The organism is Blautia parvula (assembly GCF_020215665.1).
GTDB classification, from domain to species: Bacteria; Bacillota; Clostridia; order Lachnospirales; family Lachnospiraceae; genus Blautia; species Blautia celeris.
Window position 1 is genome coordinate 3,239,888 of the sequence record NZ_CP084061.1, and the last position, 12,625, is coordinate 3,252,512.

Annotated in this window: 10 protein-coding genes; all 10 read right to left on the reverse strand. The window is 48.2% G+C overall.

What is annotated here, in order from left to right:
• Positions 1-523 precede the first annotated feature (523 nt).
• Complete coding sequence (gene larB / locus LC508_RS14945; RefSeq protein ID WP_033141423.1) at positions 524-1,270, reverse strand: nickel pincer cofactor biosynthesis protein LarB; 747 nt, start codon at positions 1,268-1,270, stop codon at positions 524-526.
• A gap of 13 nt (positions 1,271-1,283) precedes the next feature.
• Positions 1,284-2,291, reverse strand: a complete 1,008-nt coding sequence (gene asnA, locus LC508_RS14950; RefSeq protein ID WP_033141424.1) for an aspartate--ammonia ligase — start codon at positions 2,289-2,291, stop codon at positions 1,284-1,286.
• 173 nt (positions 2,292-2,464) lie between these two features.
• Positions 2,465-3,805, reverse strand: coding sequence for an MATE family efflux transporter (locus tag LC508_RS14955; protein WP_103731114.1), 1,341 nt, complete (start codon positions 3,803-3,805; stop codon positions 2,465-2,467).
• A gap of 114 nt (positions 3,806-3,919) precedes the next feature.
• Complete coding sequence (gene arfA / locus LC508_RS14960; protein ID WP_103731115.1) at positions 3,920-5,434, reverse strand: arabinosylfuranosidase ArfA; 1,515 nt, start codon at positions 5,432-5,434, stop codon at positions 3,920-3,922.
• Positions 5,435-5,521: 87 nt separating this feature from the next.
• Positions 5,522-6,382 (reverse strand): carbohydrate ABC transporter permease, encoded by an 861-nt coding sequence (locus tag LC508_RS14965; RefSeq protein WP_033141427.1) that lies wholly within the window; start codon positions 6,380-6,382, stop codon positions 5,522-5,524.
• Position 6,383: 1 nt separating this feature from the next.
• Complete coding sequence (locus LC508_RS14970; RefSeq protein WP_033141428.1) at positions 6,384-7,277, reverse strand: carbohydrate ABC transporter permease; 894 nt, start codon at positions 7,275-7,277, stop codon at positions 6,384-6,386.
• A 78-nt stretch (positions 7,278-7,355) separates the two neighbouring features.
• Positions 7,356-8,720 (reverse strand): ABC transporter substrate-binding protein, encoded by a 1,365-nt coding sequence (locus LC508_RS14975; protein WP_033141429.1) that lies wholly within the window; start codon positions 8,718-8,720, stop codon positions 7,356-7,358.
• 24 nt (positions 8,721-8,744) lie between these two features.
• Positions 8,745-8,873 (reverse strand): hypothetical protein, encoded by a 129-nt coding sequence (locus tag LC508_RS28240; protein ID WP_255611035.1) that lies wholly within the window; start codon positions 8,871-8,873, stop codon positions 8,745-8,747.
• A 34-nt stretch (positions 8,874-8,907) separates the two neighbouring features.
• The gene (locus LC508_RS14980; protein WP_103731116.1) at positions 8,908-10,860 is read right to left on the reverse strand and encodes a glycoside hydrolase family 127 protein; all 1,953 of its coding nucleotides are present in this window, start codon (positions 10,858-10,860) and stop codon (positions 8,908-8,910) included.
• 540 nt (positions 10,861-11,400) lie between these two features.
• The gene (locus tag LC508_RS14985) at positions 11,401-12,474 is read right to left on the reverse strand and encodes a LacI family DNA-binding transcriptional regulator (protein WP_033141431.1); all 1,074 of its coding nucleotides are present in this window, start codon (positions 12,472-12,474) and stop codon (positions 11,401-11,403) included.
• Between the last annotated feature and the right edge of the window lie 151 nt (positions 12,475-12,625).

Consider the following 12,625-nt stretch of genomic DNA (forward strand, 5'->3'; position numbering starts at 1 on the left):
AACTGCCACTTTTATTACATTTCATACCAGAAGGTTCCATCATGGACAAATATCCCTGCGTGGCTTTGCCGAAAAACACACATTCGACTATGCTTAATGTTTTAAAACAGCAAAATATCCTGCATGATCTTAACAGTTTTACCAGACAGATCTGTATAATACCTGTCGGTATTATACCACATTTCGCGCAATCGTGGAAATTTTTGATTTTGCCGCTGATTTGAACCTTCCGGACATACGCCACAAGGCTCAAAATTAATCTGTGATATAGGCAGTCTATGGATGGAATGATTTCAATCAAATGACTGCCTTAAAATTATTCGTACTGGATGCGATTGGGAGAAACATGAAATTGAGAAATAAGAAAGGAAACCGAGCAGAAGACAGGGTAAATAAGTCACCCAAAGAAAAAAAGCATATCTCACAGAGACTTGTGTCCTTAAGAGCACAAAATTCTGTGAGATATGCTTATCTTATAGCAGGAACCTTATCAAAATCGTGATTAACCGACAGCCCCTGTTTTCTATTTTCTGCATATCAGCCGGTTTATCTGGGCTCCCATATATCCTCCTCCGAACCCATTGTCTATATTCACCACCGAAATCCCTTCCGCACAGGAATTCAGCATGGTCAGAAGGGCTGACAGTCCGCCGAAGTTGGCTCCATATCCTATGGAGGTGGGCACTGCAATGACCGGCACCTCCACAAGGCCGGCAACCACACCGGCCAGGGCGCCCTCCATTCCGGCCACGGCCACAATGGCGTTGGCGTGGCGCAGACGGTCCTGCTGGGAGAGAAGGCGGTGGATTCCCGCTACACCTACATCGTAAATACGCTCCACATTGGCGCCAAAATACTCTGCGGTCCTGGCTGCCTCCTCGGCCACCGGAATGTCGGACGTACCGCCGGTGCAGACAGCCACGCATCCCTCTTTTGCCGCATTCTCCTTCTCAATGACAAGGATATGGGAAAGGGGGTCGTACTGTACCTGGGGAAGTACCTCCTTCACAGCAAGATACTGGTCCTCTCTGGCTCTTGTGCCCAGGACACAGCCGTCCTGCTGGTAAAAATGCTGATAAATGCCTACCAGGTGGTCCGTGGCTTTTCCGGAACAGAACACTACTTCACCGAACCCGGAGCGGATTCTGCGGTGATGGTCAAGCTTTGCATAGCCCAGGTCCTCGTAAGGTATCTTTTCCAGCATTTGCTCCGCGGTTTCAAGAGACATCTCTCCGCTTTTCACCTGGAGCAGTATATTCTGAATATCCATATATCTTTCCTCTTTATAAGATTTCAACACCGGCATTGCTGCAGGCAGTCAGGGTAGCTTCGTCCCAGATGGAGGACTGTACCTCTCCCACATGTACCTTCTGCAGAAGAAGCATGCACACCCTGGACTGGCCGATGCCGCCGCCGATAGTGAGGGGCAGTTCGTTGTTTAAAAGCATTTTGTGGAAAGTCAGGTTCCTGCGCTCATTGCATCCGGCTTTATCAAGCTGTTCACTGAGGGTTTTGGCATCCACACGGATTCCCATGGATGAAATCTCCATGGCACACTGCAGAGGCTCATGCCAGAACAACAGGTCACCGTTTAATTTCCAGTCATCATAGTCCGGTGCCCGGCCGTCATGCTTTTCCCCTGATTTTAACAGGTCACCGATCTGCATGATGAAGATCGTCTTCTTCTCCCTGGCGTAGGCGTTCTCCCTCTCCTTCGGCGTCAGGTCAGGATACATATCCTCCAGTTCCTGGGAAGTGATGAAGGACACCTCACGGCACAGCTCTGTGTCCAGGTTTTCATAGTGGTATTTCACCTCTTCCAGCGCGTTGCAAATGGAGTTCACGATTCTGGTCACCGTATCCTTCAGATAATCCAGGTTCCTGTCTTCCGCTGTGATGATCTTTTCCCAGTCCCACTGGTCCACATACGCGGAGTGCAGATTGTCAAGCTCCTCATCCCTTCGGATGGCGTTCATATCACAGAGGATTCCTTTTCCCACATGAAAATCATAGCGGTAAAGGGCCATACGTTTCCATTTTGCCAGGGAATGCACGACCTGGGCATTCATATTTGCATCCGGGATATCAAATGTTACAGGGCGCTCCACACCGTTCAGATCATCATTCAGACCGGAAGCCGGATCTACGAAAACCGGCGCTGTCACTCTTTTCAGATTTAAAGCCAAACATAGTTTCTTCTGCATCAGATTCTTGATGATACCAATCGCTTCCTGTGTCTCATAGCTGGATAAGCATGAATGATACTTCTCTGGTATTGTTACTTTTCCCATGTCTCTTTCCTCCCGTTTTTTATGTTCTATGGAATGTCTGCATCTGCCCGTTTTCGGCGGATAACAACTGTTTTTTATTTTATTATAAAAAAGCAGTGTTGTAAATAGTCAATTCCCTCATCAGCTTACTGTCCGCTCCGTGTCCGGCGGGACAGCGGCGTGTGAGCAGCATCTTAATCAAACCGCCGTATCCGCTTTCTGTACGCACCTATGAGGATCACCATGGCGCCCAGCCAGGCACCTGTCTCGGCAAAATAGATGCCCTCTTTTCCTATTATAAGGGGCAGAAGGAGCGCAATAAGGATTCTCATGACCAGCTCCGCGATTCCGGAGCACATGGGAATGAGGGTATCACCCATGCCCTGCAGGGCGGAGCGGTAAATATGGAGCAGATAGAGAATGATCAGTGTTGCCCCCATGACCGCCAGATAATTATATGCAATGGTCAGCACTTCTGATGCATTGGATGCCTCCGGGGAGATAAATATTTTCAGGATACTGCGCCCGAAAAGGAGAAGCACAGCACCGATGGCAACTGCGATCCCTATGGATATCTTCGCTGAGGCACGGACACCTTCCTTAATTCTTCCGTATTCCCCTGCACCCAGGTTCTGTCCCACAAAGGAGGATGTGGCGTAGCCAAAGGAGACTGCCGCCAGCTCCAGAAGACCGTACAGCTTGTTGGTTGCCGTAAAACCGGCTACATATAAAAGACCGAATCCGTTGATGACATACTGGATGACAATGCCTCCGAAACCGATGATCACATTCTGGAATGCCACGGGTATGCCAAGGCCCAGCAGATGCCCTGCCATCTCCCAATCCCATTTCCAGTCCGCTTTTTCTATATTCCAGATACCGTACTTCTTAAGCTGCCAAAAGCAGATGGCGCCTGAACATACCTGGGCCAGCACAGTTCCCAGCGCTGCGCCCTCCACGCCCCAGTGAAATACCAGGACAAAGATAAGGTCCAGGATAATATTAACGGCAGAAGCTCCTATCATGGCCCGCAGCGGCGTCTGGCTGTCCCCCATGGCCCGCAGGATACCGGAGCAGATATTGTAAAGAGCCGTTGCCACCAGTCCGAACATGAGGATCAGCAGATAATTATGGGCCGGCTGGCGGATATTATCCGGCACACGAAGCAGGCCAAGCAGGCGGGACAGATTGCCGATGAACAGAGCCATGATCAGCAGAGTGATCAGGCTTCCCGTCCACACGGACATTGCCACTGCCTTTTTCAGGCGTTTTTCATCTTTTGCCCCGAAGCACTGGGCAATGAGTACGGAAAAGCCCTGGGCCACGCCTGTGATCCCTCCCATGGCCGTAAAACTCAGCCAGTCTGAAGTTCCAAGGGCTGCAAGAGCCTCCACACCCACGCCGCGCCCTACAATGACACTGTCCATCACGGTATATAGCTGCTGGAATACGTTTCCCAGCATGAGAGGAAGGGCAAAGGAAACGATGATACCTGCCGGCTTCCCGCTTGTCATATCTCTTGTCTTTTGTCTCATCACATTCTCCTCTTTCACCTGTGCCCGGTACAAAAAAAACGCACAGCCTGTAATGTTGTATTATATCACTTTTACAGGCTGTGCGGTAGACATTATTCGATTCTGTTTTTCATTCTATTTCCCGAGACGTATCACATTCCAGGATGCTTTTTTCAGTACACTGGTCATGACGCCGTCATCCAGGCTGCTGCGGTTATCCGCATTGGCAGGAGCGACTTTTTCCATCCCCAGGCCGTTGACTGCTTTCAGGTCTTCATTTTCCAGAACGATGTGTTCCAGGATACGGTATCCCTCAAAGCTTCTCACATCTGTGCTAAGTTCCACATCTTCCTCCAGGTTACGATTCACGGCAAAGATGGTCACCTCATCTGCCTCCTCATTGTAGACAGCTACAGACTCCACGTCAGTGATCTCATCGTGTTTTGCCGTGGCATGTTTTGTACTGTTCATAACAGGCAGAAGAGCCACACCGCGTCCGTATTTGGATGCGTGCATAAACGGATAGAAAATGGTCTGTTTCCAGGCGCCGCCTGCGGCATCTGTCATGATGGGTGCGATCACGTTCACAAGCTGCGCAAGGCATGCCATCTTCACACGGTCTGCGTGTCTGATCAAAGTGATGAGCATCAGGCCCACCAACAGGGCATCCTCGAAGTTGTAGATATCCTCCAGCATGGGCGGTGCCACCTGCCACGGATGGTTCTCTGTGATGTCATCATCCGCCGCGTTGGAGTGAAACCATACATTCCATTCATCAAAGCTCAGATTCATAACCTTCTTACTACGTTTTTTAGCCTTTACATAGTCACAGGTGGAAATGATGGTGCGGATGAAATCATCCATATCATCTGACTGTGCCAGAAAATCATTGCTGTCATCATCCCGGTTTCCGTAATACTGATGCATGGAGATATAATCCACGTAGTCATATGTATGGGAAAGTGTAACTGCCTCCCAGTCAGGGAATGTAGGCATATCCCGGTTGGAGCTTCCGCAGGATACCAGCTCAATGGACGGGTCGATCAGGCGCATTGCCTTTGCGGTCTCCTCAGCCAGACGTCCGTACTCCTCCATGGTCTTATGACCGATCTGCCAGGGGCCGTCCATCTCATTTCCCAGGCACCATACTTTGATGTTGTGCGGGTCTTTCACTCCGTGTCTGACACGCATATCACTGTATTTTGTTCCTGACGGGTGATTGCAGTATTCCAGCAGATTGCAGGCATCGGAAATTCCCCTTGTGCCCAGGTTCACTGCCATCATCACCTCTGAGCTCACCTGTTTTGCCCATTTTGAAAATTCGTTGAGGCCAACCTCATTTTTCTCCAGGCTTCTCCAGGCCAGTTCCAGGCGGTTCGGACGTTCCTCCACCGGACCTACGGAATCCTCCCAGTAGAAATTGGAGACAAAGTTTCCGCCCGGATAGCGGATGATGGGTACGTCCAGCTCCTTTACAAGCTGTACCACGTCCTGACGGAATCCGTCCTTGTCCGCAGCCGGATGTCCCGGCTGATAGATGCCTTCGTACACGGCACGTCCCAGATGCTCAATGAAGGAACCGTAAATCCTCTTGTCCACAGGTGCGATACGGAATTCCTTGTCCAGCACCATCTTTGCACGTCTGCTCATAAAATCAAATCCTCCTAAAATAAGTCATGTACTATGGGGTAATTATAACACTTGTATGGAAGTCCGGTAAACTTGTACTTTCCCTTGTCACTCTTTTACAGCGCCGGCTGTCATACCTTCGATGAAATACTTCTGGAAGCATACGAACAGGATGAAGATCGGCACAATGGAGAAGAAGGAACCCACTACCAGCAGGCTGTAATTATCTCCGTAAGGGTTGATCAGGGTGTTCAGACCAAGGGTCAGCGTATACTTTTCAGAAGAACGAATCACCAGCAGCGGCCACAGGTAGTTGTTCCATGCATTCATACCATTTAAAATAGCCATTGCGGCAAAAGCCGGCTTCATGATCGGAATGATCAGTTTGAAGAAAATACCGTACTCTGTGGCACCGTCAATACGTCCTGCTTCTATCAGAGACTTCGGCAGCCCCAGCAGATACTGCCTGAAGAAGAAGATGGTTGACGCGTGAGCCAGGAAGGGAAGCACAATTGCTCCGTAATTATCCATCATTCCCCAGCTTGAGATCTGTTTGTACAGAGGAAGCATAACAACTTCCAGAGGAATGGAGAGGATGATCAGTACGATCACAAAGAGTACCTGTCTTCCTTTAAATTCATAGGCCGCAAACCCGTATGCCACGAACGCGCTGATGAGCAGCGTGAGCACCACTGTGATCACGGTCAGGATGATACTGTTCGTAAACCAGGTCCAGTAATCATGGGAGCCTGTGAACAGAAGCACATAGTTGTCCAGGTTCATGACAGAAAAATCCAGGTCCAGATTCAGCCCATACTGAAGCAGATGTCCGCCCGGCTTAAAGCTTGCCAGAAATATGGCATAGATGGGCAGGATGATCAGAACAGCCAGGATGGTAAAAAGGACGAGCAGACCTGCTGTGGCAAATCTGTCTTTTTTTCTTCTTGCTTCGTTTTTATCCATAGCCATATCAGCGTTCCTCCTTCTTGAATGTTCCGGTCACGGTAAGCTGGATCAGGTTGACGATCATGACCACGATCAGCAAGACCAGACCAACGGCACAGGCATAACCCATAGCCCGTTTTTCAATACCCTGGCGGTACAGATATCCCACAATGGTAAGACCGATATTCTGCGGTGAGTTGTTTCCCTTCCATAACATGTAGCTTTCCAGGAACATGGACAGACCTGCATAGATACTGATGGTCAGCACGTATACGGTTGTTGGTTTCACAAGCGGAAAGGAGATTTTTTTGAACTGCTGCCATTTGGACGCACCGTCTATGGATGCTGCCTCGTATAAATCCGTGGAAATACTCTGTAATCCGGCAAGGAAATAGAGAATATTTACACCGGTCCATCTCCAGCAGGCTACCAGAAGCAGTGCAAAATATCCGGTCCACTGGCCTTTCAGCCATTTGATGGGGGAATGTCCGAAAAATTCAATCACGCGGTTTGCCAAAGCTGTATCCATTTCTCCGAAGATCAGACGGAAAATGGTACCTGCAACAACGACGGATGTCAGCGCCGGCAGGAAATAAATGGATTTGAAAAATCCGGGTTTTTTCATTAATTTACTGTTCAGAAGACTTGCAAATAAAAGCGGGAACGGAATCAGCAGCGCGCAGGTTCCGATCATATATTTTACACTGTTCCAGACTGCCTTCAGGAAAATCTTATCAGACAGAAGCCTCTCATAGTTTTTTAATCCTACCCATTTATCTTTTAACACATCCTGAAAGCTTAAAAGTACGCCGTTTCCAATCGGGAAAATCCAGAATAACAGTACCGTAAGTACAAACGGCAAGACAAACACGTAAGGAGCTGCTTTCTGTGAGTAAAAGAATTTTTTCACTTTGTTCATTTTATACTCCTTTCTCTCTCCTCCAACAAAACTGCAGCCTGACCCGACGGTCAGGCCGCAGCGATAACTTATGAATTTTTATTCAGCAAATTCGTTCTCTAAGGAATCCTGTGCATCGTCAAGAGCTGTCTTCACATCTGCGTCAGATTCAAAAATATCATTCAGTGTAACGGTACAGAAGGTGTTGTTTACAGACGGCATTTTCTCGTCTGTATAGCATTTCAGAAGGCCGATGCCGTCAGCCAGTTCGTTCAGTGTGTCAAATGGTTTTGTATTGAAATACTGGATAAATGCATTGTCCGGATTCTCTGTAATGGCTGTGTCTGTCCAGAGAGCTGTGTTGACCGGGTCAAATCCCAATACATTCCATACTTCTTCGTTGGCTGTCTCGGAAAGTTTGATATAAGCAAATACTTCTGCTGCCAGGTCTGCGTTCTCACTGCCTGCCACAACTGCGGTACCTGTTCCGCCGCCGCCGATGGTCTTAACCGCGTCGTTGTCACCCCATACCGGAGGAGCTGCGATGGCTACTTTGCCTTTCAGGTCTGTCATGTAGCTTGTGTAACGGCTTGTCTGCCAGAACGGCATGATAGCTGCTGCCACATCACCGGAGTTGAATAACGGATATGCTTCCTCATTGTCCGGCTGTCCGCCTGCGATGGTATCCAGGGCGCCTGCTGCCTGCATATCTTTCATATACTGTAAGCACTCTACCATTTTGTCATTGTTTACATCCAGCTTGCCGTCCTCTGTCATGTAGTCTCCGCCCTTCTGAGCCAGCATCAGGTTCAGAGTCCACTGTGCTGTTGTCTCAGCTGCCGCGAAGGTTTTTCCTGTAGCTTCTTTGTATTTCTCACCTGCTGCTTTGAAGTCATCCCAGGTCTTGATCGTGGTGTAATCAACACCTGCTGCGTCAAGAGCCTCTGTGTTGTAGAAAGCAACAGTTGTTCCTACATGAGTGGGCAGTCCGTAATATTTTCCGTCCTTGGAGTATAAGTCAAGTCTGGACTCAACCACGTTCTCTTTGTAAGGTGCGATCACATCAGATAAGTCTTTCAGTCCGACTTCGCCTGTCATGAATGCCGGGAATTTACCTAACTCAATATCAACTACGTCGGGAGCACCCTCGCCGGATTCCAGAGCCAGAGATAATTTGTTGTGCATATCATCATATGCCATATTGGAAAGAACCAGTTTTACTTTCTTGTCCGGATTTTCCTCATTCCATTTCTCTGCCATATTTGTATAGAAATCCTGGTGGTTCTCAATGAATGTCCAGACAGTAAGTGTGGTGACATCATCACCTTCCACTTCCATCTCTCTTTTACCTGTCTCCTTGGTGCTGCTCTCTTTTGCATCGTCTCCGCCTTTGGATCCGCATCCTGCTAACATAGTGCCGATCATGGCTGCGCTGAGTAATGCTGCTAAAACCTTCTTCTTCATTGTTGTTGCCTCCGTTTCTTAATATTATAGATGCTTTGTAACTTTCAGTGTCTCCACAGCTCCGGGCAAAAGTCCATGTAAGATCGTCTTTCGTGATGTGATTTTCACCTGGCTGTGAAGCGCTGTCGCTGAATCGTTACGTTCCTTTATCAAATCAGAGGATTTCTCCCTCTGTATGATACAAATGTTACAGCAGTTCTTTGATCCAAACCAGCATCTCGCCGGTTGTACGGTTGCCCCAGTGGCAATAGGGAACTGCTTTTAATTCAATATCTTCAAGTTCTGTCTTACATTCCCGGTATAAGGTATCGTCATCCCAGCAGGACTCTGTTATTTTCTTACCCTTCAGGCAGATCACAGTGGTTCCGCCCAGAAGCTCCGGTTCATAATGCTCTGACAGTTCCTGTCCCGTATCCACAAAAACAGATGCCAGGTTGCTGCCGTTGTCCGTCTCCTCCAGACAATACACAAGGGGCCCTCTCATAAGTGCTGCCTTGCCGCTGTCTGCCCGTACTTTTGGGTTTGCGTGGACAAATCTTGGTTTTATGTCAAATTTCAGGGTGATCTCTTCCTGCTCCAGCTCACCGCTTATGAGCAGGTAGCCCTTCTCTGTCTTTGGCTCTCTGATCTTTTCACCGTTTCGGAATACACAGTAGGTTTTCACCCAGCCGGGAATCCTAAGTGCCAGGGTTCCTGTTGTCTTGTGCTCCGGGTGAAGACTTATGTTCACTGTGCCGTCATCCAGATATCCGCTGTCAATCTTTACGCTGCATTTTACACCGTTTATGACAGTCTGCGCCTCGTTGGAGACGTATAAGTTTATGTACAGGGAATCCTCTCCCTTTCCGTACAGGTATTGCCCCAGGGATGCCAGCGTTCTGGCTATGTTTGGCGGGCAGCATGCCACGCCGAACCATTTCTGCCGCACAGGCTTTACATGTTCCTTTGAAGTTCTCTCCAGGCAATTGTCCGGCCATACCTCCAGAGGGTTTACATAGAAGAAGCTCCTGCCGTCCATGGCGATTCCCGCCAGGACCGTGTTATAGAGTGCTGTCTCCGCCACATCCATATATTTTGCTTCCCCTGTGATCTCGGCCATCCTTCTGCCGAACAGCGCCAGGCCGATGGATGCACAGGATTCTGAGTAGTTACAGTCATTCGGCAGGTCATAATCCGTGGTAAAACGTTCCAGAAGCCCGGAAGAACCTATGCCTCCTGTGATGAACATTCTCTTCTTCACCATATTGTCCCACAGGGTTCTGCAGGCATCCAGCAGGGATTCATCCCGGTACTCGTATGCCAGGTCTGCCATGGCACAGTACAGATATACGGCACGCACTGCGTGTCCCTCGGCGGTCTTCTGTTCCCTGACCGGAAGGTGGGATTGTGAGTATGCCGGGCTGTAATCCTTGAATTCCGGGAAGATCTGCCGGTATTTCTCACCTTTTTCCTCCTGGAAGAAGTAATTCTCCCCCACACCTCTCTGCTCTACAAAATATTTGGATACCTCCAGATATCTTTTCTCTCCTGTTGCCCGGTAGAGCTTCACCAGTGCCAGTTCCACCTCCGGATGTCCCGGATAGCCGTGGCACTGTCCCTCATCCGGACCGAACTTTTCACAGATAACATCCGCAAACCTGGATACGATCTTCAAAAACGCGTCCTTGCCTGTGGCTTCATAATAGGCAACAGCAGCTTCTATCATATGTCCCGCTGTGTATAGCTCATGCCCTTCTTTCAGGTTTGACCATCTGCGATCCGGCTCCTGAATGGTGTAATAGGTATTCAGGTATCCGTCAGGACACTGGGCCTTACCGATCAACTTAATCGTTTCATCAGCCAGACTTTCCAGCATCTCATCCCTTCCGCCGGAAGCCAGGGTGAACGCGGCAGCTTCCAGCCACTTTGCCACATCCGTATCCTGGAAAACAGCTCCCTGAAAGGTGCCTTTCTCCTCGCCGGCGGCGATTCTGAAGTTTTTGATGCAGTGGCTTGGCTCTGCATCCGGTACATTGTCATTCAGTGTTTCCCATTGGTAAGGGAGAATCACATCTTTTACCAGCCGGATATATTTACCCCAGAACGCGTCCTCTATCCTTATGTCACCAAGAGGCAGGGACTGTAATTTCTCACCGTTCATACTTGCTCTCCCTTCATATCTCTTTCCTTGCTCCGGTCAGCCCGGAGCATTTCGCCCTCAGATCATTGGCTGCTCGTCCTTTGATGAGGTTTTTGTTATTAAACGTTTAAGCGTACATCTTTTCCATCACTCTTATTTTGTTTCGGATATCCGCCTGTTTTATTTTTTCTGAGCCATTCCTGCTGTTTTAGTTATTTTTACTCAGCGGCTCTGTGTGTTTTTCTCTTTTATAGACCACTTTTCAGATGTTTTCAAGTTTGTTAATTCAGATATATTCCCATTAATCACTATTTTAAATCACTTATTCTCTGTTTTTCTCGTTTTTACTCTTATTTTAAATATTTACACAACTATTTTTATTTTTAAATCGTTTAAGTATGTGCACATTGTACAATTCTTTATTTTGATAAAGCCTTTTTTGCGCTGTTCCCCCTTTCATTCTTTGTACAAAACCACAAAAAAACAGCCTCCGGGGGATGTGCTCCACATTTCCCCGAGAGGCTGTAAAATTTTTCTGTTTTCCTTACTTGTACCATCGTTTCAGGAACTTGTACCATTGCTGCTTTTTTGTCCCTGACTGATATTTCTGACGGATTTACGCAGCAGACGCTGGCATTTCACCTGGTAGACTGCTTCTGTTTTCTGTTCCGGAATCTCTTTTTCAAGAAGACCGATCATCACTTCCCCGGCACGGTATCCGATATCGTGCAGAGGCAGGGTAATGGTGGTCAAAGGCGGTTTATAATAACTGGAAAGTTCCCTGTTGTCATACCCTGTTATGGAAATATCCTGTGGAATCTTAAGTCCCAGCTCATCCAGACGGTCATATACGCCGCCTGCCATCAGGTCATTCATGCAGAAAATGGCTGTCACCCCTTTTTCCAGCAGTTCATCTGTATACATGTATCCTGCAGGCCGCGTCCAGTCTCCTGTCTTTACAAGCTCCGGGTCATACAGGATTTTATGGTTCAGCAGGGCTTTCTGGTATCCGATCAGACGCGCCTGCATATGAAGGCTGTCCGCTTTACCTGTGATCACCCCAATCTTCTCATGTCCGTTCTCAATAAGATGATTGACAATATCCAGCGCTCCGTGCTCGTCATCCACCACAACGGAAGGCACCTTACCGCTTCTTGTATAGCCGTATGCCATCACCGCCGGTATGGGAAGGTCCTCGGGAATACACCGTATCACACGCTCATGGGCTGTCACATAGATGATTCCCTCCACCTGCTTTGCCATCAGTTTTTTGATCTCCTGCTGCACAATCCCGTAAAAATCCGTTCTTCCATAGTAAGTGTCATTATATTTCTTATAGAGCCTTAAGTTGGTCAGCAGTATCTGGTAGTCCACTTCCTCACAGTATTCTGTTATCCCGTCTATGATATCCGGAATGCTGAAAATGGTCATATCCTCAGCAATAACCCCTATGCTCCTGGAATTCTTCGTCTTCAGGTTTTTAGCCATGTAGTTGGGCATATAGTCCATCTCCCTGGCCACCTTCAGAACCATTTCCCTTGTATTCTCACTGGCCCCCGGCTTGTCGTTCAGAATATTCGACACCGTAGCCACCGAGACATGACATGCCTTTGCAATTTCTTTGATCGTAGCCATAATTACCCCCGTACCGCATCGGCGGACTGCCCGCCGCATCCTTTACTTAAACGTTTTATATATTAATTAAATACTTGTTTTTACCTGCTTGTCAACCCTTTTCTTTTGTGTTAAGATGAAAATACTCTTATTTTGTTAAAACATCTGCCCA

Excerpts from the sequence above, each read along its gene's own strand:
- LC508_RS14980 (WP_103731116.1), bottom strand. The coding sequence starts at position 10,860 with ATGAACGGTGAGAAATTACAGTCCCTGCCTCTTGGTGACATAAGGATA.
- LC508_RS14975 (WP_033141429.1), bottom strand. The coding sequence starts at position 8,720 with ATGAAGAAGAAGGTTTTAGCAGCATTACTCAGCGCAGCCATGATCGGC.
- LC508_RS14985 (WP_033141431.1), bottom strand. The coding sequence starts at position 12,474 with ATGGCTACGATCAAAGAAATTGCAAAGGCATGTCATGTCTCGGTGGCT.
- LC508_RS14965 (WP_033141427.1), bottom strand. The coding sequence starts at position 6,382 with ATGGCTATGGATAAAAACGAAGCAAGAAGAAAAAAAGACAGATTTGCC.
- asnA (WP_033141424.1), bottom strand. The coding sequence starts at position 2,291 with ATGGGAAAAGTAACAATACCAGAGAAGTATCATTCATGCTTATCCAGC.
- LC508_RS14970 (WP_033141428.1), bottom strand. The coding sequence starts at position 7,277 with ATGAACAAAGTGAAAAAATTCTTTTACTCACAGAAAGCAGCTCCTTAC.
- larB (WP_033141423.1), bottom strand. The coding sequence starts at position 1,270 with ATGGATATTCAGAATATACTGCTCCAGGTGAAAAGCGGAGAGATGTCT.
- arfA (WP_103731115.1), bottom strand. The coding sequence starts at position 5,434 with ATGAGCAGACGTGCAAAGATGGTGCTGGACAAGGAATTCCGTATCGCA.
- LC508_RS14955 (WP_103731114.1), bottom strand. The coding sequence starts at position 3,805 with ATGAGACAAAAGACAAGAGATATGACAAGCGGGAAGCCGGCAGGTATC.